The organism is Rhodobacter aestuarii, assembly GCF_900156655.1.
GTDB lineage: Bacteria > Pseudomonadota > Alphaproteobacteria > Rhodobacterales > Rhodobacteraceae > Rhodobacter > Rhodobacter aestuarii.
In genome coordinates this window covers 39,630-66,167 of sequence record NZ_FTOG01000013.1, presented here as the reverse complement: position 1 = coordinate 66,167, position 26,538 = coordinate 39,630, and the positions used below count along the sequence as shown (strand labels likewise).

Annotated in this window: 28 protein-coding genes; 7 read left to right on the top strand and 21 right to left on the bottom strand. The window is 60.7% G+C overall.

The features are described from left to right. Positions 1-6 precede the first annotated feature (6 nt). Complete coding sequence (gene argH, locus BW967_RS16510) at positions 7-1,404, bottom strand: argininosuccinate lyase (protein WP_076486200.1); 1,398 nt, start codon at positions 1,402-1,404, stop codon at positions 7-9. Between argH and BW967_RS16505 the strand changes: the two genes are divergently transcribed. Beyond that, positions 1,391-1,975, top strand: a complete 585-nt coding sequence (locus tag BW967_RS16505) for a TlpA family protein disulfide reductase (RefSeq protein ID WP_245826592.1) — start codon at positions 1,391-1,393, stop codon at positions 1,973-1,975. The genes argH and BW967_RS16505 overlap by 14 nt on opposite strands. 32 nt (positions 1,976-2,007) lie before the next feature. On the opposite strand, the gene BW967_RS16500 is transcribed toward BW967_RS16505, so the two are convergent. Further along, a complete protein-coding gene (locus tag BW967_RS16500) occupies positions 2,008-3,240 on the bottom strand; it encodes a PAS domain-containing protein (protein WP_076486199.1) in 1,233 nt (410 codons plus the stop codon). 211 nt (positions 3,241-3,451) lie between these two features. Between BW967_RS16500 and BW967_RS16495 the strand changes: the two genes are divergently transcribed. The 4 genes from BW967_RS16495 to yddG all read left to right on the top strand — a co-directional run bounded on the left by BW967_RS16495 (position 3,452) and on the right by yddG (position 7,396). After that, positions 3,452-4,294, top strand: coding sequence for an EAL domain-containing protein (locus BW967_RS16495; RefSeq protein ID WP_076486198.1), 843 nt, complete (start codon positions 3,452-3,454; stop codon positions 4,292-4,294). A gap of 153 nt (positions 4,295-4,447) precedes the next feature. Next, the gene (locus BW967_RS16490) at positions 4,448-5,623 is read left to right on the top strand and encodes an acetyl-CoA C-acetyltransferase (protein WP_076486197.1); all 1,176 of its coding nucleotides are present in this window, start codon (positions 4,448-4,450) and stop codon (positions 5,621-5,623) included. Positions 5,624-5,742: 119 nt separating this feature from the next. Then, the gene (gene phbB / locus BW967_RS16485) at positions 5,743-6,465 is read left to right on the top strand and encodes a beta-ketoacyl-ACP reductase (RefSeq protein ID WP_076486196.1); all 723 of its coding nucleotides are present in this window, start codon (positions 5,743-5,745) and stop codon (positions 6,463-6,465) included. Positions 6,466-6,532: 67 nt separating this feature from the next. Beyond that, entirely contained in the window at positions 6,533-7,396 is an 864-nt protein-coding gene (gene yddG / locus BW967_RS16480; RefSeq protein WP_076486195.1) for an aromatic amino acid exporter YddG, read from the top strand. 19 nt (positions 7,397-7,415) lie between these two features. On the opposite strand, the gene BW967_RS16475 is transcribed toward yddG, so the two are convergent. From BW967_RS16475 to BW967_RS16465, 3 genes are all read right to left on the bottom strand, one after another. Further along, positions 7,416-7,589, bottom strand: a complete 174-nt coding sequence (locus BW967_RS16475) for a YdcH family protein (protein ID WP_076486194.1) — start codon at positions 7,587-7,589, stop codon at positions 7,416-7,418. 120 nt (positions 7,590-7,709) lie between these two features. Then, positions 7,710-8,471, bottom strand: a complete 762-nt coding sequence (locus tag BW967_RS16470; protein WP_076486193.1) for a tRNA1(Val) (adenine(37)-N6)-methyltransferase — start codon at positions 8,469-8,471, stop codon at positions 7,710-7,712. Beyond that, a complete protein-coding gene (locus BW967_RS16465) occupies positions 8,471-8,683 on the bottom strand; it encodes a putative signal transducing protein (RefSeq protein WP_076486192.1) in 213 nt (70 codons plus the stop codon). Before BW967_RS16465 ends, BW967_RS16470 begins: the two co-directional genes overlap by 1 nt. 61 nt (positions 8,684-8,744) lie before the next feature. Between BW967_RS16465 and BW967_RS16460 the strand changes: the two genes are divergently transcribed. Then, a complete protein-coding gene (locus tag BW967_RS16460; RefSeq protein WP_076486191.1) occupies positions 8,745-9,746 on the top strand; it encodes a polyprenyl synthetase family protein in 1,002 nt (333 codons plus the stop codon). Here BW967_RS16460 and BW967_RS16455 read toward each other — a convergent pair. Next, a complete protein-coding gene (locus BW967_RS16455) occupies positions 9,743-11,401 on the bottom strand; it encodes a hypothetical protein (protein ID WP_076486190.1) in 1,659 nt (552 codons plus the stop codon). The genes BW967_RS16460 and BW967_RS16455 overlap by 4 nt on opposite strands. Positions 11,402-11,492: 91 nt before the next feature. On the opposite strand from BW967_RS16455, the gene BW967_RS16450 reads away from it, so the two are divergent. Next, positions 11,493-12,803 carry an ATPase gene (locus tag BW967_RS16450; RefSeq protein ID WP_076486189.1) on the top strand — a complete coding sequence of 437 codons (1,311 nt, stop codon included), beginning with the start codon at positions 11,493-11,495 and terminating at the stop codon, positions 12,801-12,803. A gap of 6 nt (positions 12,804-12,809) precedes the next feature. Here the strand turns inward: BW967_RS16450 and BW967_RS16445 are convergent, their stop codons facing one another. The 15 genes from BW967_RS16445 to BW967_RS16375 all read right to left on the bottom strand — a co-directional run bounded on the left by BW967_RS16445 (position 12,810) and on the right by BW967_RS16375 (position 26,468). Further along, positions 12,810-13,637 (bottom strand): LytTR family transcriptional regulator DNA-binding domain-containing protein, encoded by an 828-nt coding sequence (locus tag BW967_RS16445; protein WP_076486188.1) that lies wholly within the window; start codon positions 13,635-13,637, stop codon positions 12,810-12,812. 122 nt (positions 13,638-13,759) lie between these two features. Continuing rightward, on the bottom strand, positions 13,760-14,650 hold the full coding sequence (folD, locus tag BW967_RS16440; RefSeq protein ID WP_076486187.1) for a bifunctional methylenetetrahydrofolate dehydrogenase/methenyltetrahydrofolate cyclohydrolase FolD: 891 nt from the start codon (positions 14,648-14,650) through the stop codon (positions 13,760-13,762). An 11-nt stretch (positions 14,651-14,661) separates the two neighbouring features. Beyond that, a complete protein-coding gene (locus BW967_RS16435) occupies positions 14,662-15,540 on the bottom strand; it encodes a bifunctional 5,10-methylenetetrahydrofolate dehydrogenase/5,10-methenyltetrahydrofolate cyclohydrolase (protein ID WP_245826590.1) in 879 nt (292 codons plus the stop codon). Beyond that, positions 15,537-15,842: a chorismate mutase gene (locus BW967_RS16430; protein WP_076486185.1), complete on the bottom strand. Its 306-nt coding sequence runs from the start codon at positions 15,840-15,842 to the stop codon at positions 15,537-15,539. Before BW967_RS16430 ends, BW967_RS16435 begins: the two co-directional genes overlap by 4 nt. Positions 15,843-16,033: 191 nt before the next feature. Further along, entirely contained in the window at positions 16,034-16,810 is a 777-nt protein-coding gene (locus tag BW967_RS16425) for a methyltransferase domain-containing protein (protein WP_076486218.1), read from the bottom strand. A gap of 23 nt (positions 16,811-16,833) precedes the next feature. Then, the gene (ftsH, locus tag BW967_RS16420; protein ID WP_076486184.1) at positions 16,834-18,729 is read right to left on the bottom strand and encodes an ATP-dependent zinc metalloprotease FtsH; all 1,896 of its coding nucleotides are present in this window, start codon (positions 18,727-18,729) and stop codon (positions 16,834-16,836) included. 80 nt (positions 18,730-18,809) lie between these two features. Beyond that, positions 18,810-20,114, bottom strand: coding sequence for a tRNA lysidine(34) synthetase TilS (gene tilS / locus BW967_RS16415; RefSeq protein ID WP_245826589.1), 1,305 nt, complete (start codon positions 20,112-20,114; stop codon positions 18,810-18,812). After that, complete coding sequence (ybgF, locus tag BW967_RS16410; RefSeq protein WP_245826587.1) at positions 20,111-20,950, bottom strand: tol-pal system protein YbgF; 840 nt, start codon at positions 20,948-20,950, stop codon at positions 20,111-20,113. Before ybgF ends, tilS begins: the two co-directional genes overlap by 4 nt. 4 nt (positions 20,951-20,954) lie before the next feature. Next, complete coding sequence (gene pal, locus BW967_RS16405; protein ID WP_076486183.1) at positions 20,955-21,467, bottom strand: peptidoglycan-associated lipoprotein Pal; 513 nt, start codon at positions 21,465-21,467, stop codon at positions 20,955-20,957. 65 nt (positions 21,468-21,532) lie between these two features. Next, on the bottom strand, positions 21,533-22,846 hold the full coding sequence (gene tolB / locus BW967_RS16400; protein WP_076486182.1) for a Tol-Pal system beta propeller repeat protein TolB: 1,314 nt from the start codon (positions 22,844-22,846) through the stop codon (positions 21,533-21,535). Positions 22,847-22,934: 88 nt separating this feature from the next. Further along, on the bottom strand, positions 22,935-24,119 hold the full coding sequence (locus tag BW967_RS16395; protein WP_245826586.1) for a hypothetical protein: 1,185 nt from the start codon (positions 24,117-24,119) through the stop codon (positions 22,935-22,937). 8 nt (positions 24,120-24,127) lie between these two features. Continuing rightward, positions 24,128-24,613, bottom strand: coding sequence for an ExbD/TolR family protein (locus tag BW967_RS16390; RefSeq protein ID WP_076486181.1), 486 nt, complete (start codon positions 24,611-24,613; stop codon positions 24,128-24,130). Positions 24,614-24,616: 3 nt separating this feature from the next. Next, positions 24,617-25,312, bottom strand: coding sequence for a protein TolQ (tolQ, locus tag BW967_RS16385; RefSeq protein ID WP_076486180.1), 696 nt, complete (start codon positions 25,310-25,312; stop codon positions 24,617-24,619). A 122-nt stretch (positions 25,313-25,434) separates the two neighbouring features. Then, on the bottom strand, positions 25,435-25,836 hold the full coding sequence (ybgC, locus tag BW967_RS16380; RefSeq protein WP_076486179.1) for a tol-pal system-associated acyl-CoA thioesterase: 402 nt from the start codon (positions 25,834-25,836) through the stop codon (positions 25,435-25,437). Further along, positions 25,833-26,468, bottom strand: coding sequence for a hypothetical protein (locus BW967_RS16375; RefSeq protein WP_076486214.1), 636 nt, complete (start codon positions 26,466-26,468; stop codon positions 25,833-25,835). The genes ybgC and BW967_RS16375 overlap by 4 nt, the downstream gene beginning before the upstream one ends. Positions 26,469-26,538 lie beyond the last annotated feature (70 nt).

Below are 26,538 nucleotides of genomic sequence, written 5' to 3'. Positions count from 1 at the left end.
CCGACCTCAGCCCAGAAGTTCCTTCCAACGAGCCACTTGTGCGCGCACTTGGTCGGGCGCGGTGCCGCCGTAAGATTGGCGTGAGGCGACCGAGTTGTGAACCCCCAGCACGTCATAAACGCTATCGTTGAGCGCCGGATGCACCGATTGCATGTCTTCCAACGTCAAATCGGGCAGGTCACAGCCTTTGCCTTCGGCCATTGCCACGAGCGTGCCGGTCACATGGTGAGCATCACGGAACGGCAGCCCCGCTTCGCGCACCAACCAATCGGCCAAATCGGTCGCGGTGGAAAAGCCATTCGCAGCAGCGGCTTCCAGCTTGTCGGTGTTCACCGTCAGATCGGCGATCATGCCGGTCATCGCGGCAAGCGCCAACATCAGCGTATCGGCGGCATCAAAGACCTGCTCTTTGTCTTCTTGCATGTCTTTGGAATAGGCGAGCGGCAGGCCCTTCATCACGGTGAAGAGCGCCACCGTCGCCCCCATGATGCGCCCGATTTTCGCGCGGATCAGTTCGGCGGCATCGGGGTTGCGCTTTTGCGGCATGATCGACGAGCCGGTGGACCATTTGTCCGACATCGCCACGAAACGGAATTGGGCCGAGGACCAGATCACCAATTCTTCCGCCAAGCGGCTCAGGTGCACCGCACAAATGGCCGAGGCCGATAGGAACTCAAGCGCGAAATCGCGATCCGACACTGCATCAAGGCTGTTGGCCGCCGGGCGATCAAAGCCCAAAGCCTCTGCCGTCATGTGGCGATCAATGGCAAAGCCGGTGCCCGCAAGCGCCGCTGCGCCCAAGGGGCATTCGTTCATCCGCTTGCGCGCATCTTCAAAGCGCGAGCGGTCCCGGGCGAACATTTCGACATAGGCCATCATTTGATGGCCCCATGTCACCGGCTGCGCGGTTTGCAGATGCGTAAAGCCCGGCATCACCCAATCGGCGCCTTGTTCGGCCTGCGCGACCATGACCTTCATCAACGCCGTCAGCGAGGCAATCGCCGCATCGGCCTGATCACGCACCCAAAGCCGGAAATCGGTCGCCACCTGGTCATTGCGCGAGCGCGCCGTGTGCAGCCGCCCAGCCGGTTCGCCAATGATCTCTTTCAGCCGCGCCTCCACATTCATGTGAATATCTTCCAGCGCGGTCGAAAACGGGAAATCGCCGCCCTCGATCTCTGACAAGACCGTGAGCAGGCCTTCCCCGATCGCTTCGGCGTCTTTATTGCTGAGGATGCCCGTCGCCGCCAACATGGCCGCATGGGCCCGGCTGCCGCGAATATCCTGCGCGTAGAGTCGCTTGTCGAACGAGATCGAGGCGTTGATCGCCTCCATGATCGCGTCCGGGCCAGCGGCAAAGCGCCCGCCCCACATGGCGTTGGAGGATTTCGTGTCGTCGGTCATCGTCTGGCCCTTTGTCGGAGGCAACATGCTGCGGTTGATCGTCCTTTATACGGCACTGGCGCTTTGCGCAAATGGCGCGGCTGCCGCAGACTTGGCCAGCCTGCGCGAGGGCGAGATGAAAAAGGTGGTTGTGTTCAGCCAAAGGCTCGCCCCACCCGAGATCCCATTTGTGAATGAATTGGGCGAAAGCCGCACCTTGGCGGATTACCGCGGCAAGGTGGTGCTGTTGAACCTTTGGGCGACATGGTGCGCGCCGTGCCGCAAAGAAATGCCCGATCTCGAGGCTTTGGCAGCCGCCGAGTCGGGCGATGATTTTGAGGTTTTGACGGTGGCGGCCAGTTCGCGCGACACGCAGCGCAAAGTGGCAAGCTTCTTTGAGCGCGCCGAGGTCACGCACTTGCCCCGCTTCATTGACGAGACAGAGCGGCTCAGCCGCGCGCTTGGTCTGCCCGGCTTGCCAGCGACACTGCTGATCGACCGCGAAGGGCAGATTGTGGCGCAATTGCTGGGGCCGGCCGATTGGTCCAGCCCCGAAGCGAAAGCGATGATCAACGCTTTGCGGAGCGAATAGGGGCGAAGCGACTAAGCTTCGCGCCCCGCGCGTTACGGCTCGCTGCGCAAGAACAGGTTCATCGCCGAGCCAATTTCTTCCGACAGGCGCATGATCGATTCGAGACGCTTTTTGATGTCATCGTGGAAGATGTCGAGTTGATCGATCGTAGAGGAAAGCCCCCCGCTGGTTTCACGCATCCGCCCACACTCAACGCGACCCAAAACCCGAATCGTATCAAGACCCAGCATCTGACGGCGAATCTCGGCACTCGAACGGCTTAGCCCCTCGGCATGGCCCACAGCCTGCTCCATCGCGTCGCGCGTGGCCCGACGGGTATCCATTTCAAGCTGACGCAGCATCGTGCGCTCTTGATCCCAGTCGATCCCTTCAACCGGATCCGCATCTGCGAAGTTCTCGTTCATCTCGGCAAGAACCCGGTTCGACCCCATCAGGAACAAGGCGCGCGCCGCCTGACGCGAGACCCGATCGCAGAGGTTGTCACGCCCCGCCACGAAGCTACGAAGGCGTTCGGAAATCACCATCGAAGACGCTTTGTAATTTTCCGAAATTGCCGAAACAGGCCCGCCCGAGGGCTCCAACCGCGAGGCAACAATGCGCATGTTGTTCGGAATAGATTGCAATGCTTCGAAGCTGCGCAAGAGTTTCATCTGTTCTTGCGTCACGCGTTCAAGCGATTTGTTCATGTCGATCAGACGCGTGGTGCGCGGGTCCGCCGGGCGGCCCAGCTTTTTGTCGCGCGCCGCAAGTTCTTGCCCCAAGGCAAAAGCCATGTAGCTGGTATAGCTCGAAAAACCCTCATCCGCCGCGACTTTGCGCAGCAAATCTGCGCTCACTTCCGGATCGAGGTTTTCTGCCCGCTCGCGCGTCGAGATGCGGGTGTAGGTATCGCGGATACGATCAAACAGCGGGGTCGAAGGCTTGAGCCGCACCGAAAGAAACCCGTCTTCAACCGGCATCAGCACCGCAAAGACCCAGTAATGCTCTCCGTCACGGGTGCGGTTCTTCACATAGGCGCCCATCGGGTGGCCCGCGCCCAAGGCGCTCCACAAAATACGAAACACACCGCGCGGCGTATCGGGGTGGCGCACAATTTTGTGCGGCGCGCCCAAAAGCTTCTCCCATGAGAAGCCAGAGACGCGATGAAACACTTGGTTGCCTGCGCGAATGATGCCGCGGCTATCTGTCCGCGAATAGAAGAGTTCATCAAACCCAAAGTGGGTTTCACCTTCTTGCACGCGGGAAAGGTCGGTCTGCTCGGTCATGATCATCCTGAAGGCAAATAGGTCACGCGGGAAACACGGGGTGTGCGCCCTCTGTTTACCCTGACAGCGTTACCGAGCGGTTTATCCGCCCCGGAAATGCGACCTGTTCGCTAAAATCTTCATGATTAACCAAACATGACAAAGCTGGCCGAGCTTAATCTGTTCTTAGCCCAAATTGCCGATCCTGTGTCGGACCTGCAAGGAGTGGATAATGCCTAAGCGCCCAGTTTCGCTGCGAGACCCGATTGCGACCGCCGATAGCAATCCGCTGGCTTTCGCTGTTTCCCAACGGGACCGCGAAACCCTTTCTATGGTTGCCCGCGCGATTGAGCGGCGCGATGTGGTGCTCGCTTTCCAACCCGTGGTGCAGACCTCGCGCCCAGACAAACCGGCGTTCTACGAAGGGCTGATCCGGGTGCTGGATGACACGGGGCGCGTGATTCCCGCCAAGGATTTCATCGAAACCATCGAAACCACCGAACTGGGCCGGAAGATCGACTGTCTCACCTTGGAAATGGGGCTGATGTCGCTGGCCGAAGATCATGAACTGCGGCTTTCGGTGAACATGTCGGCGCGCTCGATCGGCTGGCCGGAATGGACGAAAACCCTGCAGCGTGGTTTGGCCGCCGACGAGACGGTGGCAGAGCGGCTGATTCTCGAAATCACCGAAAGCTCGGCCATGGCGATGCCGGAACTTGTTTCGGTCTTCATGCAAGACATGCAGTTGAAGGGCGTTTCCTTTGCGCTGGATGATTTCGGCGCGGGCTACACCTCGTTTCGTTACCTGCGCGAGTTCTACTTCGACATTCTCAAGATTGATGGCCAATTCATCACCGGCATTGCCCGCAATCGCGACAATCAGGTGCTGACCCAGGCGCTCATGTCGATTGCGCAGCATTTTGAGATGTTCACCGTTGCCGAAGCGGTCGAAAGCGCCGAAGATGCCGCATGGCTCGCCCATGCAGGGATCGATTGCATGCAGGGCTATTACTTCGGCGCGCCAACGATCATGCCGCCGTGGAAAGCCCCGGCGACAAAGCAGGCGCAAGGTTAAGCGCCGGCGGAAGTAGCTTTCGCCGCGCGCAATAAAATTGCGTGATCGCGCAAAAATATTCCCAAATCTGCTTGACCTGACCTTTCCTTCGGGCATGCTGCACAGCGGCAATGGGCGCAGAGCGCCCGTAATCCTGTGAGGAGGGGAATTTTCATGACCAATGTCGTCATCGTGTCGGCGGCGCGTACCGCCGTGGGCAGCTTCAACGGCGCTTTTGCCAATACGCCGGCGCATGATCTGGGCGCTGCGGTGATCGAAGCGGTGGTCGCACGCGCCGGAATCGACAAAGCCGAGGTGTCGGAAACGATTCTGGGCCAAGTACTTTCGGCCGGTCAGGGGCAAAACCCGGCACGCCAAGCGCATATCAAAGCGGGCCTGCCGATCGAATCGGCCGCTTGGGGCATCAACCAAGTCTGTGGCTCGGGCCTGCGCACCGTCGCGCTTGGCGCGCAGCACATCATGCTCGGCGACGCCAATATCGTGATCGCGGGCGGGCAAGAGAACATGTCGCTCAGCCCCCATGTCGCGCATCTGCGCGCGGGCACGAAAATGGGCGACATGAAGATGATCGATTCGATGATCAAAGACGGCTTGTGGGATGCGTTTAACGGCTACCACATGGGCCAAACCGCCGAGAACGTGGCCGCCCAATGGGAAATCACCCGTGAGATGCAGGACGAATTCGCACTGGCCTCGCAAAACAAAGCGGAAGCCGCTCAAAAAGCTGGCAAATTTGTCGATGAAATCGCACCCTTCACGGTGAAAACCCGCAAAGGCGATATCGTCGTCGATGCCGATGAATACATCCGCCACGGCGCCACCATCGAATCGATGCAAAAACTCCGCCCCGCCTTCATCAAAGAAGGCACCGTCACCGCGGGCAATGCCTCGGGCATCAACGATGGCGCCGCGATGGTGCTTTTGATGACCGAAGAAGAAGCCGCCAAACGCGGCCTGACCCCGATGGCGCGGATTGCCTCTTACGCCACCGCCGGGCTTGACCCGTCGATCATGGGCTGTGGCCCGATCCCGTCGTCGCGCAAGGCGCTGGAAAAAGCCGGTTGGAACGCCGCTGATCTTGACCTGATCGAAGCGAACGAAGCCTTTGCCGCGCAGGCCTGCGCCGTCAACAAAGACATGGGCTGGGATACGTCGAAGGTGAACGTCAACGGCGGCGCCATCGCCATCGGTCACCCGATCGGCGCTTCGGGCTGCCGGATCCTGAACACGCTTGTCTTTGAGATGAAACGTTCGGGTGCTAAAAAGGGCTTGGCCACTTTGTGCATCGGCGGCGGCATGGGCGTTGCCATGTGTCTTGAAGGGCTCTGATTTCGCCCCTGCGACATCTTTTTTGCTGCAAATGCGAAAAACAGGCGCGCAACATTGTTGCGCGCTTTGTTTATTTTCGGTAACAGCATTTCAACGGGAGATTTTGATTAGGAGGAATCATGTCCAGGGTTGCACTTGTCACCGGTGGCACGCGGGGGATTGGCGCCGCGATTTCGATGGCGCTGAAAGAGGCGGGCTACACCGTCGTGGCCAACTACGCTGGCAATGACGAGGCCGCGCGCGAGTTTTCGCATGTCACCGGCATCAAGACCTACAAATGGTCTGTGGCCGATTACACCGCTTGCGAAGATGGCATCCGCCAGATCGAAGAAGAGGTCGGCCCGATTGACGTGCTGGTGAACAATGCGGGCATCACCCGCGATGCGCCGTTCCACAAAATGAGCCGCGAGCAATGGGACCAAGTGATCGGCACCAACCTCAGCGGCATTTTCAACATGACCCACCCGCTGTGGCCGGGCATGCGCGAGCGTAAATTTGGCCGGATCATCAACATCTCGTCGATCAACGGGCAAAAAGGTCAATTCGGTCAGGTGAACTATTCGGCGGCGAAAGCGGGCGACATCGGCTTCACCAAAGCGCTGGCGCAAGAAGGTGCGCGCTCGGGCATCACCGTAAACGCGATCTGCCCCGGCTATATCGCCACGGAAATGGTGATGGCGGTGCCGGAAAAGGTCCGCGAATCGATCATCTCGACGATCCCGGTGGGCCGTCTGGGTGAGCCGGATGAAATCGCGCGCACCGTGGTCTTCTTGGCCTCGGATCAAGCGGGCTTCATCACCGGTGCGACGATGACGGTGAACGGCGGCCAATATCTGACCTGATCGGAATTGCCCTTGGCAAATCATGCAGAGGTCCGCATTTTGCGGGCCTCTTTGCATGTGAGGGCAGATGTCGCGCAATCAGGCCAGTTTGATCGGCTTTTCCGCTGTGGCGCTTTGGGCGCTTTTGGCGCTGTTCACCGTGGGTTCGGCCCCGATGCCGCCGTTGCAGCTCAATGCGATCTGCTTTGCCCTTGGCGGGGCAATTGGCGTGGTCTGGGTCGGTGCGACCGATGGCTTTGGCGTGCTGCGGCGTATTCCGTGGAAGGTCTATGCTTTCGGCACGGTCGGGCTCTTTGGCTATCACTTTCTCTATTTCTCGGCGCTGCGCCTTGCGCCCCCGGCTGAAGCCAGCCTGATTGCCTATCTTTGGCCGCTCTTGATCGTGGTCTTTTCTGGCCTGTTGCCCGGGGAACGGCTGCGCGCTTTGCACGTGATGGGCGCGGTTGTCTCGTTCGCGGGTGCGGCGTTGATTGTGGCGCGCGGCGGCATCTCTGCTTCAAGCGCCGCGCTGCCGGGATACGGCATTGCGCTGCTCTGCGCGCTGACATGGTCGAGCTATTCGCTGATTTCGCGTCGTTTGGGCGCGGTGCCCACAGCGGCGGTCGCCGTTTACTGCTTGGCGACGGCGGTGCTATCGGGCGTGGCGCATCTGGCCTTTGAAACCACCGTTTGGCCGGAAACCACACTTGGCTGGGGGGCTGTTATCGCGCTCGGCCTCGGCCCGGTGGGGCTTGCCTTTTACACTTGGGATATTGGCGTGAAGCGCGGCGATATTCAGATGCTGGGCACCGCCTCTTATGCGGCCCCGCTTCTGTCCACCCTGATCATGATCGCAGCAAAAAAAGCGGCGGCAAGCCCGGTGCTGGTGCTTGCCGCCGCGATGATTGCCGCTGGCGCTTTTCTGGCTGCTTTGGGAAGCCGTAAGCGCTAGAGCCCGTTCAGATCGGTGGTCACACCGCTGTGGCTTCGAGCCGGGCGATCTCCTCCTTGAGACGCAATTTCTGCTTCTTCATCTCGGAAATCTGCAGATCGTCGAAACTGGGCGTTCGCAACGCCACTTCGACCTCCTCCGACAGAGCCTCATGTTTCTTGCGAAGTTCAGCGATATGTGAACCCACGGACATGGCGATCTCCTCTTTTGTCTCGGTAAGAGAATTGCACCACGATTCTGACGAATTGTCACGTCCTTGTCGTGATCACAGGCAATATTGTGCGATCAAGGTGTCGAATTTATTGCCGCGGGCTTAAGGCACCAGCGGCAGGGGCGCCCCATGGCGCAAAACGGCCTGCGCTGCCTCGGTCAAATCTTCCACATCCGCGCCATGTGCCGCTTTTGCATGCAGCACGAAGGGCGCCAATAAGCGCAGCGGCCCCTTGCCAAGCTTTCGCGCAGAAACCACGACTCGCCCGGCCGGGCGCCCTGCGCGCGGCGCAATCGGCAAAACCGTGATCGACCCACCACCTTGCGACAGCGCGGCCAGCATATCCGCCAGCCGGTCGGCGTTCTGGATCAGCGTCAGCCAACCGCCCGGATGCAGCCGTTTGTAGCCCGCGCGCACCCAATCTGCCAAAGGCGTGGCCTCGCGCTGCGCGCGCTCGCGCCCCGCATCCGCCGCCGCAGTGCCTGATTGCGGCGCGAAATAGGGCGGGTTCGCAATAACGTGATCAAAGCTCATGCCCCGCAAGGGGCCCGGCATATGCGCCAAATCACCCTCAAACACCTCCAACGCGATCCCATTTGCCGTCGCATTGCGCCGCGCCAGATCGGCGTATTCCGGTTGCAACTCCAACCCGACTTGCCGCAACCCCGTAATGCGCTGCCCAAGGCACAGGCTCGCCACCCCCGCCCCGCAGCCCAATTCGAGCACGCTCTGCCCCGGTGCAGCCCCACAAGCCGCCGCCAAAAGCACCGGGTCCATCGCCGCGCGGTAGCCGTTGCGTGGTTGCGCCACCAACAACCGCCCATCAAGAAAACGGTCCTGCGTGCACTCCTCAGCCGCGAACATCATTCATCCAGCAGATCATTGTCGCGCAAAACGGCTTGCGCCATGAACAAATCTGCATCCGCCACCATCAACCTGCGCGGCAAAATGCCGAGGCTGCCATCAAGAATGCTCATGTGGACGTCCAGTTCAAAGACCGTTATATCCTCGCCCTCAAGAAGGGCCGTCGCCATGGCGATTTTCACTGGATCTGTGGTGCGCAGAAGCTCTTTCATGCAGTCGACTTAAGGGCACCACGCGCCCCTTGTCGAGCCGTAGTATTGGGAAGGAAGACCGATGAGCCTCGACAGCAAGGCCACCAAGCCGCATGATCGCCTTGCGCAGGCGCTGGCCGACGATATGGCGGCGGTGAATACCCTCATTCGTGAGCGGATGAGCTCGGAACACGCCCCGCGCATTCCCGAAGTGACCGCCCACCTGATCGAGGCAGGCGGCAAACGTCTGCGCCCGATGCTGACTTTGGCCGCCGCGCGGGTGATGGGCTATGGAGGCCCCTACCATGTGCATCTGGCCGCGACGGTTGAATTTATCCACACGGCAACGCTTCTGCATGACGATGTGGTTGATGAAAGCGGCCAACGCCGGGGCCGCCCGACCGCGAACCTGCTGTGGGATAACAAATCCTCGGTTCTGGTCGGTGACTATCTCTTTGCGCGCTCATTCCAGTTGATGACCGAAACCGGCAAAATGCGGGTTTTGGAAATTCTTGCCAATGCCTCGGCTGTGATCGCCGAAGGCGAAGTGCTACAACTGACTGCCGCGCAAAACTTGGCCACCACCGAAGATATCTATCTGCGCGTCATTCGCGGCAAAACGGCAGCCCTTTTCTCTGCCGCGACCGAAGTGGGCGGCGTGATCGCCGAAGCCGGTGCCGAAGAGGTGAAAGCGCTTTATGATTATGGTGATGCGCTTGGGATCGCCTTCCAGATGGTCGATGACCTTCTCGATTACGGTGGCTCGGCGGCGGAAACTGGCAAAAACGTCGGTGACGATTTCCGCGAACGAAAGCTGACCATGCCGGTGATCAAAGCCATCGCACAAGCGACAGAAGAGGAATATGCCTTCTGGAAGCGCGTCATCGAAAAGGGCGATCAGCGCGAGGGTGATCTCGACCACGCGATGGAGCTGATGCGCAAATACGGCACGCTTGAAGCGACCCGGAAAGACGCGATCGGCTGGACCGATACCGCCCGCGCCGCGCTTGCCAAACTGCCCGCGCACCCGCTGCGCGACATGCTGGACGATCTCGCCGATTACGTCGTCGCGCGGGTCCGTTAAGGGGCCTCTGGTTTTAACAGCACAAAGGTGGGGGTGCGCAGCTCCTCCACCAATTTCCAGCCACCTTCATTGATCGCAGAAAGCATCTGTGCCCGAGTAACCTTGTTGCTCGGGCACAGCGGCACAAGCAAATGGTCTGCATGGCTTAACCCGGGTGCCCCACCATAATACCAAGGTGCCGCCCCTTTGACGGGAGCGATGGGGCCATAGAGCCAGAGCGCAGTGAACAGATCGGCAGAAAGAATCGACTGCCCCGCATACCCTTCCGCCACAAGCTCCGACACTTCTTGTTCAAAAAGCGCGTTGAAGGATGCCATCTCGCAATCTGGCAAGATCTCTCCGTTCAGCACCGCGTCCTTTTGCGGCTTTTCACCCTCAACCGCCCCTTTGCCGAGTTCGGCAAAACGTTCAAAGGGCTGCCCCGGTCCATCCATCCGCACCGTCTGCTTCGCAGCATAGAGCCGCGGGCTGAGGATCTGCACATCGTCGTCGTGGGGGCGCGCGGAAAGCAAAGGCACCCGCCCCTCGGCTTCGGAAAATACATGCCGAACCGGGCTGATCACCAGATTGATCGCCGAACCCGCACCCAAAATCAGCGCGCCCGCGCCCGCCACCAAAACCGCATCGCGCAGCCGCCAGCCAAGCCCGTTGGTCATCATGCCGTCCGGCCGCAGGGCCAGCGCGACAAGGCCAAGGAACACCAGCCATTGCGGGTCATTGCCAAAGTTTTGGTAGGTGACATAGGCGAAGGCTGGGGTCAAAAGCAGCAATAGCAGCCCCGCCGACATCTCTCCCGCCTGCCGCAAAAAGATCACTGTCGCGAGCAACAGGAGTGTTCCGGCAATATGCGCCGGCGCCCCCAAAATTTCGCCGAAACTATCGCCCGGTGCCGAGCGGATTTCTGACCCCGCGACAAGGATCAAATCCTTCGCATAGGCGAGCCAAAACGGAACCCCAAGGATCAGTGTCAATACGGCGACCACGGCCAGCCCCGCCAGCACTGCCACCCCGAGCGTCTTGAAATCACGCCGCACCAAAAGCGCGACGACAATCACCGGCGCAAAGGCCAAGAAGTAGGTCACTTTGATCAGCGCCATACCGGACAGCATCAACCCGATCAGCCCCCCATCAAGCCAGGGTCGGCGGCGCACATCCAAGGGTTCGAGCATCGCCAAGGGCAGCGCAATGTAAGCCAGCGCCCAAGCCCAACGGTTATAATGCATCGAAAGCGAAGTACCGGTGCGCGCCTCGCCATGCACCAGCGCAAGGCAAAGCCCCAAAACATAGGCCACGAAAAGCCATGCCAGCGCACCGGGAAACCGCGACTGACCTGCCCGCAAGGCGGGGTAGAAGAGCAGCGCGGCCACCAGCGCCTGTCCCGCCATGAAAGCATGACCAAAGCCCAAGCCAGCCTTCACGAAAATCGCAATCGGCCAAAGCCCGCCAATGCCGAGAGGGGTCAAAAAATCCAGATGCGGTAACTGCCCATGCTCGCCCATACGCAGCACCAAATCGGCCAGATGCAGCGCGTCGCCCTCATGCTGGGCCAACCGCAACGCCCCGGCCCCAAACGGCGCCAGCGCCTGCACGAGACCATAGATCAGCGCCACAATCGCCAACGGCCAAAATGCCGTCGCCTGCCCCCTGCCCGTCATCTTTGCCTCTCCGCATCTTTTCCCATTTTTGGCCACAATAGCGGGCCAGTGTAACACTGTGAATCCCGTTGAGGTGCGAAGAGCAATCCCGATGAACATGATCGCCCAAAATGTGCTGGCCCCGCCAACACCCCGCTCGCTTGCCGAGACGGGGCTGTCGACCGTGCTGATGCGCGACATTCTGCTAAAAACCATGTTCCGCACGAATATGGATTCTGTCTCGGGGCTTTCAAAGCTGATCGCGCTACCGCTGACGCTGACCCAAGAACTGATCGACATGGGCCGCAGCCAACGGCTGATCGAGGCGATGGGCACGCTGCACGCCAATTCCGGCGGGGAGATGGGCTATCAACTCACCGATGGCGGCAAAGCGCGCGCCCTCGATGCGCTCAGCCAGTCTGAATATTACGGCGCGATGCCGATCCCGCTGGATGATTACGCCGCGCAAATGAAGCGCCAATCTATCCGCAATATCCAACTGACCCGCCCGCAGTTGACGGGTGCGATGGGGCATCTGGTTCTGCCGCCGGACCTCATCAACCAATTGGGGCCTGCGGTCTCTTCGGGCCGCTCGATCCTGATGTATGGTCCGCCGGGCAACGGGAAATCTTCGATCTCTAACGGGATTCGCGACGCGATTGGCGACCGGATTTATATTCCCCGTGCGGTGGAATATGCGGGCCAAGTGATCACCGTTTTCGACCCGATCGTGCATACCGCCGTGCCCGATACGCAAGATGATCCAAACAGCCTGCGTAAAACCGGCAATAAGTTTGACCAGCGCTATGTCTATTGCGACCGCCCGACGGTGATCACCGGGGGCGAACTGTCGCTGGATATGCTCGACCTCACCTATAACCCCACCGCACGCACCTATACCGCGCCGTTGCAGATGAAATCTTCGGGCGGGGTGTTCATCGTGGACGACCTTGGCCGCCAAGCCGAACCGCCGCAAAAGCTCGTCAACCGCTGGATCGTGCCGCTAGAAGAAAGCCGCGATATTTTGGCCCTGCAATCGGGCGAAAAGTTCGAGGTGCCATTCGACACGCTGGTGATTTTCTCCACCAACTTCCACCCGAACCAAATCTTCGACAAAGCGGCACTGCGGCGGATCTTCTTCAAGATCAAGATCGACGGGCCGAGCCAATCGGACTACCTGAAGATCTTCTCGATCATGGCGAAAAAGCGCGGCATGCCGCTCAATGAAAAGGCGCTCGTGCATCTGCTGAAGGTGAAATATCCCACCATCGACAATGTCTATGCGAACTATCAGCCGATCTTCCTGATCGACCAGATGATCGCGATTTGTGAGTTTGAGGGCATTCCCTACCAGATGACGCCCGAACTGATTGATCGCGCTTGGGCGAACATGTTCGTGCGCGAGGAAGAAATTCAGCACTAAATGGGCTCACGCACCGGAGGTCGCGTCCAAATCGCACTCGGGCAGACCGAGTTCCAGCACCACGGGCATCTGGCTGCGGGACACCGGGACTTGCGTGCCGTCTCGCAACACCAATGTGCATTTACCGCGTTCTCGCCGCACCGCCGTCATGGCTTTGCGGGCGACCCAATGCGAGCGGTGCACCTGCAGCCCTTCTATGCCCTCAGTCTCCGCAATCGCATCCGCAAGGCGCAAAAGAAGGCTGGTCTTTCCGGCCTCGGTCACCACGTCCACATAATGGTCGTTGACCTCCAGCCGCAAAAGCGGGGCCCGCAACTCTGGCTCCAGCCGCTCGAAAATCCGCGCTTTGATGGGGCGTGGCTTTGCGACCAGCACGGGCGCGGGCGGCGGCGTGGGTTTCGTCTCTGTTGATGAAATCACCGGGGTCGGATGAGAGGATAGAATGTGCCGAAAGGTTGAAATCACCAAAGAGACCACGAAGGCGTATCCAAAAAGGGCAAACAGGTTGGGGATCATTTGCGTCGTCTCGGACAAAGCCACCGCCAACCATTTGTAGCCAGGAGCCAGCAAACAGGCGGCAAAAAACGCGATCAGGGGCGCTTCGGGCCAAAAGCTGCGAAAACCCATATATTCGCGCACCAAGACCCGTAAGGCTGCGCCACATAAAATCGACAGACCGATGACCACCGGCCAAAACAAGAAGAGATTGAGCAAGCCCAAATGGCCAGACCCAAAAGGCGCGCCGATCACACCGATGATCGAAAGCATCGCCCAGACGACGGGCACGATGGGCAGAAACACCGCCCGCTTATAGGCCTTTAGAAACTTGATCATGGAAAAACGCTTCGGGAAGCCTCCGCGCCGCTAGAAAAATGCCTCTATAAACTAAACGCTTACGTCCGACAAAACAATGCGGCGGAGAGGCTGCCAAAACGGCAGCCTCCTATGAAAAAGGTTTACGCCGTCAGACCTTCGGGCTCGGGGAGGCCATGTGCGCGGCAGCAAGCGGTCAGCGTATTTGCCAGAAGACAAGCAATCGTCATCGGCCCAACGCCGCCCGGAACCGGGGTGATCGCCCCCGCCACTTCAGCCGCAGAGCCATATTCTACGTCGCCTACGAGCTTTTTCTTGCCGTCACGCTCAATGCGGTTGATGCCCACATCAATCACCGTCGCGCCCGGTTTCACCCAATCGCCGGGGATCATTTCGGGCCGACCAACAGCCGCCACCAGAATGTCTGCCCCCCGGCAAACAGAGGCCAAATCTTTGGTGCGGCTGTGCGCAATGGTCACAGTGCAGCTATCGGCCAAAAGCAGTTGCGCCATCGGCTTGCCGACGATGTTCGAGCGCCCCACGACAACAGCGTTCAGCCCCGAAAGGCTGCCGTGATGGTCGCGCAGCATCATCAAGCAGCCAAGCGGCGTACAGGGCACCATCGACTTTTGCCCGGTGCCCAAAAGCCCGACGTTCGAGATATGGAACCCGTCCACATCCTTCGCTGGGTCGATCGAATTGATCACCAGGTCGCTGTCCAAATGCCCCGGCAGCGGCAATTGCACCAAAATCCCATGCACCGCCGGATCGGCATTGAGCCTGGAAATCAGCGCCAGCAGGTCTTCTTCCGAGGTTTCCGCAGGCAGCTTGTGCTCATAGGAGTTCATGCCGACCTCAACGGTCTGCTTCCCCTTGTTGCGCACATAAACTTCGCTTGCCGGATCTTCGCCCACCAGCACTACAGCAAGGCCCGGCGTCAGCCCGTTGACCTCTTTCAGCCGCGTCACATGCGTGGCCACTTGCGCGCGCACATTGGACGCAAAGGCCTTGCCGTCGATCACTTTCGCCGTCATCGCTTTCTCCCTCAGACTGCGGCCGCAAAGGCGGCTTGGTAATGTTCCATCTGCAAGCGCGTGGCCCGGACCGCGTTCTTCATCAGAATCGAGACCGTCACCGGGCCCACGCCGCCCGGCACTGGGGTGATCCAGCCTGCCACCTCGGCGCAGCTGTCAAAATCGGCGTCGCCTACGGTGCGCCCGTCCACCCGATTGATGCCAATATCAATCAGCGCCGCGCCGGGTTTGAGCATATCGCCATGCACCAGCCCGGGCTTGCCCACCGCCACAAAAACCGCATCCGCCGCGCGCGAATGCACCGCAACTTGGCGCGTCATATGATGGCACACCGTGACCGTGGCCCCGAGCCCCATCATCAAAAACGCGATCGGCTTGCCGACAATCTCGGAATGCCCAATCACGCAGACATTGAGCCCTTCCATTTGCAAAGGCAGGGATTTGAGAATTTCCACCGCCGCCACCGCCGTGCAGGGGCCAAGCTCAAGGTCATTATAGACGATATTGCCGATCGAGGCTGGATGCATCCCTTCCACATCTTTGAGGGGGTGCACCGCCTTTTGCAGCGCCTTGACCGGGATATGCGCGGGCAAGGGGCGCTGTATAATGATGCCATTGATCCGAGGATCGGCATTCAGTCCCGCCAGCACACCTTGCAATTGTTCTAGGCTGATAGAGGCTGGGTAGTTGCGCGCCTCAAAGCCAACGCCCGCCGCTTCGGCGCGCTTTTGCTGGTTGCGCACATAAAGTTCGGCAGCCGCCACATCACCAACGGAAATGGACACAAGCCGGGGCGCCCATCCGGCGGCGCTGAGCGCCTGTGCCTCGGCGCGCGTTTGCGCAAGCGTCTGTTCTGCGAAAGACTTCCCGTCGATGATCGTGGCGTTCAATCCGCCTCTCCCTTGCCTAATACGGCTTCTTCGCGGGCAATGGACCATTCGACCATCATCCGCCAGATCGCCTCGACCAATGCGGGGTCTAACCCGCGCGCCTCGGCCGCTGCTTTCGCATTGGCCACCACTTCCTCCACCCGCGCGGTGATCCGCGCAGGCATGCCCTCGCCGGGCTTGAGTTGGGCAGCACGGTCGATAAACCGCGCACGTTCGGCAAGAAGGGCCACGAGACGGAGGTCGAGCGCGTCAATTTCGGCACGCAGTTCGGCCATCGAAGGAATTTCGGAGGGCTCTCTCATCGGCAATATTTCCGCTGTTGTACCCTGCCCCTATCGCACCTTGACCGCTTCTTCTCAACCCCGGCTCGATTATCCCCTGTCTTGCAGCCACCCCAAACGGCTGATCTGCCCTGAACAGACCCACCGAACTGACCGCAGATTAGCGAAGGCGCGCGGGGCGGGTGGCGTGATTGCGACCCTTTGGCGCTGACTCACGCACTCTCGGGTCGCACCAGAACAAAGAACATCCGCATCAGCGGCATCACCACCGAACCATCGGAGGCGCAGGGGTAGGCATCGGCCAAGGCCGCATCATAGGCCCGCTCGAAGGCTGTGGCCTCAAGCTCGGTCAACTCCTGCAAGAACGGCTGCATCGCCGTGTTTTGGGTGAAGCGGCGCACCGGATGGGCGACCGGTTCGGCCGGCAAGCAGCAATAATAAGAGCTTCGCCACAGGTTCAGTTGCCCTAAGGGGGACAGCATCTTCCAATAATGCTCAGGCGTTAGGATTGTTGCGGTAAGGGTTTCGGGCGCGAAGCGGGTCGGAAACATCCGCGCCGCCAATTCGCGCAACAGCACATGCGAGGACGCATGGCACTGCATCGGCATTTGCACCGCCAAACTGCCCCCCGGCGCGAGCATATTGAAAAGCCGCGGCAAAAGCACCGCGTGATCTGGCACATGATGCAAAGCGGTGCTCGAAAAAATAAGAGCCGGAGGTTTCCCCGGCTCCCATTCAGAAAGATCCACCAAGTCGCAGCGCTTATAAACGCCTGTCGCGGTGGCCTTTTTCAAAAGCGGCTTGGCGCTTTCAATCCCCACCAGCTTACGGGTTTTGAACCTTTCAGAAAGCGCGACGCCCGCCTCTCCGGCCCCGCAGCCAAAATCGACCACAGCGCCTTCGGGCAAGGGCCCAACCTGCGCGAGCAAATCGCATGCTGCGCGCAGGTTCAATTCAGCAAACCTGTCGCAAGGCTTTTGCCCTCGCATGTCTGCCTTCTTGCTGGCCATTTTTACACGTTTGGCTCGGGCGTGGGTTTGGAGGCTGGCTTGGTGCGCGGCATTGCCGTCACCGTGGGCAGGCTGCCCGTGGGCGTGGCATCGTCGTCATCGGCGTCCAGCGCCTCGCCCGCCATCACTTTGCGAATTTCGTCACCGGTCAGAGTTTCGTATTCCAAGAGACCTTGGGCCAAACGCTCCCATTCCTCGCGGTTTTCTTCAATGATCCGCCGCGCATCTTGGTAGCCTTGCTCAATCAGGCCGCGCACCTCGTCTTCGATCAACTCTTTCGTCTTGGTCGAAACCGAGAAGCCGCCGGTGTTGCCCTGATAGCCTTCATGCGCTTCGGAATAGTCAATATTGCCGACCTTGTCCGACATGCCCCAGCGCATCACCATCGCCCGCGCAATCGCAGAGGCTTGCTGAATGTCGCCCGCCGGGCCGTTCGAGACATGCTCCTCGCCCCATTTCAGAATCTCAGCCGCTTTGCCCGCCATGGTCATGGCGATCTTCTGCTTGGCTTCATCCTTGTGGTAGTTGAGCTTGTCCATTTCCGGCAGGCTCACCACCATGCCAAGCGCCTGACCGCGCGGGATGATCGTCGCCTTATAAACCGGGTCGCATTTGGGCAGCTTGAGGCCAACCACAGCGTGACCGGCTTCGTGATAGGCGGTCATTTCCTTTTGCTCGGGCGTCAGCACCATGGAGCGGCGCTCGACCCCCATCATCACCTTGTCTTTGGCGTTTTCGAAATCTTCCATCGTCACAAAACGACGGCCCACCCGCGCCGCCATCAGCGCCGCTTCGTTGACAAGGTTGGCAAGGTCCGCGCCCGAGAAGCCCGGCGTCCCGCGCGCGATCACGCGCAGATCGACATCGGGGCCAGCAGGCACTTTGCGCGCATGCACCGAAAGAATTTTTTCGCGGCCTTTGATATCGGGGTTCGGCACGTGGATCTGACGGTCGAAACGACCGGGGCGCAAAAGCGCAGGGTCCAGCACGTCTTTGCGGTTCGTGGCCGCAATGATGATGATGCCTTCATTGGCCTCGAACCCGTCCATCTCAACCAGCAACTGGTTCAGCGTCTGTTCGCGCTCGTCATTACCACCGCCGATGCCAACCCCACGGGCGCGGCCCACAGCGTCGATCTCGTCGATGAACAGAATGCAGGGCGCGTTTTTCTTGGCTTGGTCGAACATGTCACGCACGCGGCTGGCGCCCACGCCGACGAACATTTCCACAAAGTCAGACCCCGAGATGGTGAAGAAGGGCACGCCCGCCTCGCCCGCGATGGCGCGCGCAAGCAGCGTTTTACCCGTGCCGGGCGGGCCAACCAGCAGCGCGCCTTTCGGGATTTTGCCGCCCAGACGGCTGAACTTCTGCGGGTTACGCAGGAATTCGACGATTTCCTCAAGCTCTTCCTTGGCCTCGTCGATGCCCGCGACATCGTCAAATGTCACACGGCCATGCTTTTCTGTCAAAAGCTTCGCCTTGGACTTGCCAAAGCCCATCGCACCGCCTTTGCCGCCGCCTTGCATGCGGTTCATGAAGAAGATCCAAAGCCCGATCATCACCAAGAAGGGCAGCCAGACGCCCAAGATCGACATCAGACCCGATTGCTCTTGCTTCACCACATCAACCGACACGCCTTTGGCGATCAGATGCTCAGCAATTTCGTCGGATTCCGGCTTCACCGTGGCGAAGTTTTCCCCGTCTGAATCCTGATAGCGCACGTCTTCGCCATCGAGCTGAACCGATTTCACCTCGCCCTTATCGACGGCGGCGATGAACTCGGAATAGGACACTTGCTTCGAATTGAGCGGCCCTTGGCCGTTACCGAGCAGGTTAAACAGCACGAGGATGAGCACGAAAAGCAGGGCCCAGAAAGCGAGGTTACGCGCGTTGCCCAAGAGAGACCTCCAAAGAAAGACAGGGCACCGCCCGGGGGGCGATGCCGTTCCATGAGAAAATAGGGATTGCGCGCGCAGGTTCAACGCCTGATTAGCGCATTCGCGAAACTGCCGCGGACAATATGGGCAGAATATCCGTTTGCGCGCCCCGCCAAGGGGGCGGAGACCAGCGTTTCACCGCGCCAAACGGCTGGGGAAGCCAAAAGTGTCGGCCGAGGCAAACCACTGTCGCGCCAAGTTTTGATCTGCTTCAGACCCTCTGCGCCCAAAGCGGCAATCTCGAACCCGTCTTCCAAGGGCCCATCGAGCCGCCATCGGTCCCAGTCTTGGCCAACCGGCACGCGCAGACCAGTCACCGCCTTCGCCTCGCGGGTAAAGCGGATCGTGTCATCGCTCACAGTGATACGGCAGCCATGTAGCGTGCAATCGCGCCGGGTTCGCCAACTCATCAAGAAATCGAGCACCTTGGCCGCGCGCGGCGGATAGTCTGCGCCCGAAATCCACATCAGAGCGGCATTCACCAAGCGGCGGCTGGTCTCGGCATCGAAGAGGTTACGAAACGCCCAAGCATCGACCAGAACATCGCCCGCCGCTTCTTGCACATGCTCCTCTGCCAAGCGGCGCAGCGAAAAGCCCACCGCCTGCTCGGCCATCGCCAAATGGCCCACAACCGCGTTGAGTTTGGCGACCGAAATGCCCAGCGGGCGCAGCACCCGAAGCGCTTGGCGCGCCTTCACCCGGTCATAGCGGTCGTTTTGATTGCTTGGGTCTTCGACCCAGCCGATGCCTTGCCGTTCCAAATAGCGGCGCAGATCGGCCCGGCTTTGCAGCAAAAACGGACGCAGCCAGAGCATCCCCTCGGCCTCGAAGCTTTCGCGCATTCCCGAAAGCCCCTCAAGCCCCGCTTCCCGCGAAAGCCGCATCAAAAAGGTTTCGGCCTGATCATCGGCCGTATGCCCCAGCGCCACCGCGCCAAGCCCACGCCGCCGCGCCCAATCACCGATCAGCTGCAAGCGCGCCCGGCGCGCAGCATCCATCAGGTTCCCTTGCGCCTGCGTGCCTTCCCATTTGAGCGTGGTGTGGGGAATGCCGTGCGCGGCGCAAAATTGGGCCACGAATTCGGCTTCTGCCTCGGCTTCGGGGCGCAAACCGTGGTTCACCGTGACCGCCTCGACATCGTGCAGTTGCGCCAAAAGCCACAGCGTTGCCATAGAATCAGAACCGCCAGAAACAGCGACACCGACCCAACGCATATGTAGATGTGGCCTCAGCGCCAGGGCCGCATCGGCCGCCCAAAGCAAAACGCCATCTTCCGGAGAGACGTTTCCCGCCTCAAGCGCGGCCCGCATAGCGGTCGGGTCGTGCCGTCCGATTGGCGGTGTCACGGGCACCCAAGCGCGGCCTTCGCCGGGCCCACTTGCGCCGCCGCCCCCGAACTGGGGAACCGCGCGGGCACTTCAACCAGCGTGGCACAGGCTTCGCTCTGCTGCCCCAAAGCGCCAAGCGCCTTGCCAAGTTCAAGCAGGTTATCCGCCGCGCGCGGGCCTTCGGGCGCCGCTGAAAATGCATCAAGCCAAGCGCGGGCGGCATTGGGCACATCGCCCGCCTTGTTCAACGCATCGCCGCGCAGATAAGCCGCATCATCAGTTAAGGGGCCACCCGGATAGGTTTCGGCAAAGGTCTTAAAGAGGTCCGCAGCGGCACGAAAGTCACCTTGATCGAGCACCGCCTTGGCCCGATCAAAGTCTGCTTGTTCGTTCATTGCCAAAGCCCCGGAACCAGAGCCAACCGCACTCGGCGCGGGCGCGGTGATCGCCGCAGCCGAGGCCCCGCCCAAAGGCTGAGCCTGTCCTACGGCGCTGATATCGCAGCCCGGCTCCATCTCACAAATCCGGAATTCCAGATCACCAACCCGGTTCGTCCCGTCTTTCACCACTTGCTCAACCCGGTTGGCGAGCGCCTCGGTGCGGGCGGTGAGGCGGGTCAGCTCCGCCTCCATCGCATCCATCCGTTGCAGCGCCGAAGCGCCGCCCGCAGCTTGCAGACCTTGCGCGCCAGAGGCCACAAGCTCGCCGCGCAGGCTTTGGATTTGCGCCGAAAGCTGGCCAAGCTCCGCGCGGATATCGGCCAGCGTTTCGGCCTTGGCGGGCACGGACAGCGCCAGCGCAAGGGCCGCCCCTATCGCCACCCGCTTTGCCGCTTGTCTCATGCCCAGTGCCATTGCCTTAGCTCCCCGCGCCGATCGAGATCACAGTGACCGCGCGGCGGTTCTTGTAGTAGCATTCCTCGGTCGAGCAGACCGCGAGCGGACGTTCCTTGCCATAGGAAACCGTGCGCAACCGCGTTGCCGCAACCCCTTGCGAGATCAGATATTCTTGCACTGCGCTGGCGCGGCGCGCACCAAGAGCAAGGTTGTATTCCCGGGTGCCTTGTTCGTCGGCATGGCCTTCAATGATCGCGGCATAGTTGGGGTGCGCATTGAGCCATTGCGCTTGGCCCGCAAGCGTGGTGCGGGCGCCATCGCTGAGCGTCGATTGGTCGACAAGGAAGTTGACCGTGTCGCCCACCGTGGCCGAGAAATAAGCGGGCGAGTTCGGGTCATTCAGCGCGCCTTGCGAGATGCCGCCTTCACCGAAAGCCCCACCGGGGTCGTTGACCCCGCCCATGCCTTGAGGATTGTTACACGCGGCCAGCGCGACCAGCGCAAGGCCCAGCGCCGCTTTAGTCAGAAGTTGCATGTTCTACCGCCTTTTGTTGACGTGCCGTTTGCAGGCACAATATCAGCTTTGTTTCGAGTTGTGAATCAGGGCAGAAGCGGGCCCCAAGTCGGGTCAGAGGCGCCGCCAACGCCCTCGATGGCTTTCAGGTTCCGGCCCGAAATATCCACGGTGTAAAGTTTGGCCCCACCCGAAGCGCCGGGGCTTTCGCGGGTGAACATGATCACGCGGCCATTGGGCGACCATGTCGGCCCCTCATCCAAGAAAGACGCCGTAAGCAACCGCTCTTCCGAACCATCGGTGCGCATCACCCCAATGAAGAAGCGCCCGCCCGCTTGTTTGGTGAAAGCGATCAAATCCCCACGCGGCGACCAAACCGGGGTGCCATAGCGCCCCTCGCCAAAAGAAATCCGCACCGGTTCGCCACCGCCCACCGGCATCACGTAGATCTGCTGCGTGCCAGAGCGGTCACTTTCAAACACGATGCGCGCGCCATCGGGGCTAAAGGATGGCGCAGTTTCAATCGCGGGCGAGTTCGTCAGCCGCTGCGCGCCACCGCCATTCACAGACATCTGAAAGAGGTCGGTATTGCCGTTTTGCTCCAGCGAATAGACGATCGAATTGCCATCGGGCGAAAACCGCGGCGCAAAGGTCATGGTGCCGGGCACTTCCGGCAAAAGCTGGCCCGAAGCACTGCCCACATCCATCATCTTGATCCGTGGAAAGCCCGTTTCAAAGGTCGTGTAGAGGATACGATCCCCTTGCGGCGAGAAGCGCGGCGCCAGCACGATGGTCGAGCTGTCGGTCAGGTAGGTCACATTCGCCCCGTCATAATCCATCACGGCCAAGCGCTTTTGCCGTTGGTCTTTCGGACCGGATTCAGAGACAAACACCACCCGGCTATCGAAATAGCCGCTTTCGCCGGTGACCCGTGCATAAATCACATCGGCCACTTTATGCGCGAGCCGCCGCCAGCTTTGAGGGCTTGCCGCCAGTTGCTGGCCATCGCCCAGTTGCGCGCCGGAATAGATGTCAAACAGGCGGAATTTCACCACCACCTTGCCACCCGACATGCCCACAGCGCCAACAATCAGCGCTTGCGCATTGATCGCTTGCCAATCGGCATAGCTCACCGGCGTGTCAAAAACGCCAAAGCGCTGAATATGCGCGGCTTCGGGAATTTCGCGGAAAAGCCCGGTGCCGGAAAGGTCATCGGCAATCACGCGAGTGATGTCATGGGTCAGCCCACCTGCGCCTTCATCTACGAAGCTCGGCAGCGCATAAGGTAGCGGTTCAATCACGCCCTCGTCAATTTCGATATGCAGCGGGCCTTGCTGCGCTGCCGCCAAGCCTGCCGTCATCATCAGCGCCGCCATTGCGGCCAATATCCAACGCACCATCTTCCCCACCTCGTCGTCGGGCTTTGCCCTTATCTAACCTGTTCTTGCTCAGGCTGTGTATCACAAGCGCCTGACCGCGCCCTTAGCCTTACTTCATCCGCATTTTAGACGGATCAAACACAATCTCGATCTGCTGCCACCAGCCGTATTTCTCAGCCGGAAGCGGGAACCCATCCGAACCGCAGCGAATGATCGCGCGCCGCGCCGCTTCATAGGCTTGATTGGCCGCCGCTTCCGAGCCGCCCTCATAGCCGACCATACGAATCGAGCCGATGATCGGGCGCGCATTTTGTTCCATATCCACCCGCACCGTGACCGAGGTGCGCAAAGCTTCGGAAGATAGCGCGCCGACGTTCCAGCATTGCTTCACATCCACCACCAGCGCCTCTTTCTCACCCGCCGTGACAGGCGGCCCATTCGCGGCAATCCCAAGCCCGCCGGGGCTATCTTCGGCCCCGCGGTCATCGCCCATAGCCTCGGCCAGCGCATCGGCGACGGCATCAGCGGGCACCGCAGGCGCAGGCCGAGCCGGTTGCGCGGGCTGCGCCGTTTGCACCGGGGCCGGGCGCGGCACGGGCGGTTTGGCGCGCGGGCGCGGCGACGTGCGCGGAGCAGAGGTCGTGGCGCGGTCTTCGGTTTCCGTCGCCTCGGTCACAATCTCGGTCGTCGCCTCGGGCGGCGCAGCTTCTTCGGTTGGCTCTTCTTGCACCGCTTCGGGTTCGGCCTCCGGGTCAGGCCGGGTTTCCGCGACCGCCGTGGGCGAAACCCGTGCATCCGGCTCCGGCGCTTCCGAAGGTATTGGCGCGACGCGGCTTGCCGGTTTCGGGCGGGGCCGGGGCGAAAACTCCGGTGCTTCGGTATCTTGCGGCTCTTCGACCGGCGGCATCATCGAGGGCGGCACTTCCGTCACCTCGGTCGGCGGCGTGGGGTCTGTGAGGTCCGTCATATCCGGCATCGGCTCGGCCTCGGGGGCCGGCGGCGGCTCGGGCGTGGGCGGCGTTTCGGGCGCAGCCTCCGGGCTTGGCACTTCGGGCGCGGGTTCGGCCACAGCAGGTTCTTCGGGTTGCGCGGGCGCAGCCTCACCGGGCTTCGGCGCTGCAGCTTGCAGCGCGGCAAACTCCGCCTCAGAAATCATTCCGGCAGGTTTAATTTCAACAGGTTCAGTGGGCTTGGGCTTAAACAAAGACGTGCCAATGATCGCCCAGACGATCACCGCGATATGCAGCGCCGCCGAGACCCCCGTGCCGATCCTTTCCGCCCGATCCATGCGCATGATGCGCCTCAGTTCCCCGCCGCAGCGTTGCCCGTCAAACTCGGCCCGCCCGGGTCGGTGACAAGAATGATATCGTTGAAGCCGCCCGCATTGAGCGCCCCCATCACCTGCACGACGCGCGCATAGTCAATGCCACCATCGGCGCGCAGATAGACCTTGGTGCTGTCGCGCTCTGCCGCAATCGCCCGCAACCGATCCACCAATTCCTCTTCCGGCACATCGCTGTTCATCAACGAAACCGTGCCATCGAGTTGCAGCGACACGGCAAGCGGTTCTTCTTGCTCGGTCGGCACGGCTTTGGCGGCGGTTTTCGGCAGTTCCAGCGGCACACCCACCGTCATCATCGGCGCAGCCACCATAAAGATGATCAGCAGCACCAACATCACATCGACCATCGGCGTAACGTTGATCTCGGCCATCACCGAATGCTTGCCACGCCCGCCCCGGCGACGCCGCCCAGCGCCCCCGTGCTTTTTCATGACCCCCGCGCCCATGGCTCAGGCGTCCAACTGGCGCGAAAGGATGGTCGAAAACTCGTCGGCGAAGGCCTCATAGCCCGAGGTGATCTTGTCGGCATCGGACGAAAACTTGTTATAGGCCACCACCGCCGGGATAGCGGCCACAAGGCCGATCGCCGTGGCGACAAGCGCCTCCGAAATCCCCGGCGCGACAACCGCGAGCGAGGTGTTTTGCGAAATCGCGATCTGCTCAAAGGCGACCTTGATCCCCCAAACGGTCCCGAAAAGGCCGATGAACGGCGCGGTGGAGCCAACGGTCGCAAGGAAGGATAGCCCGCCGTTCAGCGCCTCGCCCTCTTTCGCAATCGCCACATCCATCGAGCGTTCAATGCGGGCCTGCGCACCGGTGATCAGCTCGCCATCATGGCGGTGGCTGCGGCGCCATTCCAACATGCCCGCGGCAAAGATGCGCTGGCTCGCCCCTTCGGGCGCGGGGCCGATTTGGTCAAAGAGTTCATCCAAAGGCTCGCCCGACCAAAAGGCGCGGTCAAAAGCCTCCGCCTCGGCGCGCGCGGCACGGAAGGAGATGTATTTGCGGATCATGATCGACCAAGACCAGAAGCTGGCAAAGGTCAGAACGATCATCACAAGTTTAACGGTCAGCGAGGCGCGCAGAAAAAGCGCAAGCAAAGAGAAATCCATCTCTTGCGCCATCGCAAGGGTTTGCTGGTCCATGGGTCACTGCTCTCATACGGGCCACGTTGTCGGGCCTCATTAGCAGTGATTCTACCGGATATTGAGGGCAGACGCTATAACAACTCCGTCATTTTGCGCCGCGAAGCCTCAGTTTCGGAGGCTTAATGCAGTGGCGGAGCGATTTTCCGCCGCACATCGGCAGGAAGCCGCGCAGCCGCGCCCGCCTCGGTGAGGCAAACAAGCGTGACGGTGGCGGCAAAAAGCTTCTCGCCCGCGCGCCAAACCACTTGCTCCACCACGATCCGCGCCCCAGTTTCGGCCACCAATTCGGTGCTGACGGTCAGCTCATCATCGAATTTTGCGGGCTTGAGGTAATCTGCCTCCACCCGACGCACCGCAAACACCAGCCCATGGTCGCGCTTCATCGCCACTTGATCGACGCCCAGCGCGCGGACCCATTCGCTGCGCCCCCGTTCGATGAACTTTAGATAGTTCGCGTAATAGACAATGCCCGCAAGATCGGTGTCTTCGTAATAAACGCGGATTGGAAAACTATGCGTCATGCCTGTGCCCCTCCGGCAGCGACACGCGCGGCCAACCGCAAGGCGTGACTGGCATCATTCGCCACGGCAGGCATTACCGGGTCATAGGCCGCGCGGATCACGGCGGCCACATCTGGGCGCACCACGGCCACGCCTTGCGCTTGGGCCAGCGGCGCATGGCCCGCAAACGCCTTGTCGCCCCATGTCAGGATCATCTGCACCGCCAAATTCAGCGCAATCGTATCGGCGGGAACCTCATCCAGCGCAGCATCCATACGGATGAAACAAAAACAGGCGCGGATCGCCCCGTCTTTATCAAAGCGGAAGGTGCGGTATTGGTTCGCCCCGGCATCATCAAGACGCGCGACCACATCTTGCAACCCGTCGATCATCTGATCGAGATTGGGCACCTCCAGCAATTCCTGCCAATCCCGGAAGAAAAAGATCATCAGGTTCGCGCCGATTTCCATATCGGTCTCGGCCATCCGCGCACCGGCCATTGCCACCACCGCTTCGGTCGCGCCCTTGACCACTGTTAGCGTCGCGGCATCGACGCCAAAGACAATTGGCACGATCGGGCGGCCCCAGCGGGCGAAACGGTAGCTTCCATCCGCCCCAGTGAACAGCGCCGCAATTTCATCCGGCCCCGGCATTTCCATTGCTTCGCGCATCGCATCCCCCTTTTGCTGCGCGGCAGCGTAAGCCATTGCCGCGCCAAGATCA

Excerpts from the sequence above, each read along its gene's own strand:
- argH (WP_076486200.1), bottom strand. The coding sequence starts at position 1,404 with ATGACCGACGACACGAAATCCTCCAACGCCATGTGGGGCGGGCGCTTT.
- BW967_RS16500 (WP_076486199.1), bottom strand. The coding sequence starts at position 3,240 with ATGACCGAGCAGACCGACCTTTCCCGCGTGCAAGAAGGTGAAACCCAC.
- BW967_RS16495 (WP_076486198.1), top strand. The coding sequence starts at position 3,452 with ATGCCTAAGCGCCCAGTTTCGCTGCGAGACCCGATTGCGACCGCCGAT.
- BW967_RS16490 (WP_076486197.1), top strand. The coding sequence starts at position 4,448 with ATGACCAATGTCGTCATCGTGTCGGCGGCGCGTACCGCCGTGGGCAGC.
- phbB (WP_076486196.1), top strand. The coding sequence starts at position 5,743 with ATGTCCAGGGTTGCACTTGTCACCGGTGGCACGCGGGGGATTGGCGCC.
- yddG (WP_076486195.1), top strand. The coding sequence starts at position 6,533 with ATGTCGCGCAATCAGGCCAGTTTGATCGGCTTTTCCGCTGTGGCGCTT.
- BW967_RS16475 (WP_076486194.1), bottom strand. The coding sequence starts at position 7,589 with ATGTCCGTGGGTTCACATATCGCTGAACTTCGCAAGAAACATGAGGCT.
- BW967_RS16470 (WP_076486193.1), bottom strand. The coding sequence starts at position 8,471 with ATGTTCGCGGCTGAGGAGTGCACGCAGGACCGTTTTCTTGATGGGCGG.
- BW967_RS16465 (WP_076486192.1), bottom strand. The coding sequence starts at position 8,683 with ATGAAAGAGCTTCTGCGCACCACAGATCCAGTGAAAATCGCCATGGCG.
- BW967_RS16460 (WP_076486191.1), top strand. The coding sequence starts at position 8,745 with ATGAGCCTCGACAGCAAGGCCACCAAGCCGCATGATCGCCTTGCGCAG.
- BW967_RS16455 (WP_076486190.1), bottom strand. The coding sequence starts at position 11,401 with ATGACGGGCAGGGGGCAGGCGACGGCATTTTGGCCGTTGGCGATTGTG.
- BW967_RS16450 (WP_076486189.1), top strand. The coding sequence starts at position 11,493 with ATGAACATGATCGCCCAAAATGTGCTGGCCCCGCCAACACCCCGCTCG.
- BW967_RS16445 (WP_076486188.1), bottom strand. The coding sequence starts at position 13,637 with ATGATCAAGTTTCTAAAGGCCTATAAGCGGGCGGTGTTTCTGCCCATC.
- folD (WP_076486187.1), bottom strand. The coding sequence starts at position 14,650 with ATGACGGCGAAAGTGATCGACGGCAAGGCCTTTGCGTCCAATGTGCGC.
- BW967_RS16430 (WP_076486185.1), bottom strand. The coding sequence starts at position 15,842 with ATGAGAGAGCCCTCCGAAATTCCTTCGATGGCCGAACTGCGTGCCGAA.
- BW967_RS16425 (WP_076486218.1), bottom strand. The coding sequence starts at position 16,810 with ATGCGAGGGCAAAAGCCTTGCGACAGGTTTGCTGAATTGAACCTGCGC.
- ybgF (WP_245826587.1), bottom strand. The coding sequence starts at position 20,950 with ATGGCACTGGGCATGAGACAAGCGGCAAAGCGGGTGGCGATAGGGGCG.
- pal (WP_076486183.1), bottom strand. The coding sequence starts at position 21,467 with ATGCAACTTCTGACTAAAGCGGCGCTGGGCCTTGCGCTGGTCGCGCTG.
- tolB (WP_076486182.1), bottom strand. The coding sequence starts at position 22,846 with ATGGTGCGTTGGATATTGGCCGCAATGGCGGCGCTGATGATGACGGCA.
- BW967_RS16395 (WP_245826586.1), bottom strand. The coding sequence starts at position 24,119 with ATGCGCATGGATCGGGCGGAAAGGATCGGCACGGGGGTCTCGGCGGCG.
- BW967_RS16390 (WP_076486181.1), bottom strand. The coding sequence starts at position 24,613 with ATGGGCGCGGGGGTCATGAAAAAGCACGGGGGCGCTGGGCGGCGTCGC.
- tolQ (WP_076486180.1), bottom strand. The coding sequence starts at position 25,312 with ATGGACCAGCAAACCCTTGCGATGGCGCAAGAGATGGATTTCTCTTTG.
- ybgC (WP_076486179.1), bottom strand. The coding sequence starts at position 25,836 with ATGACGCATAGTTTTCCAATCCGCGTTTATTACGAAGACACCGATCTT.
- BW967_RS16375 (WP_076486214.1), bottom strand. The coding sequence starts at position 26,468 with ATGCCGGGGCCGGATGAAATTGCGGCGCTGTTCACTGGGGCGGATGGA.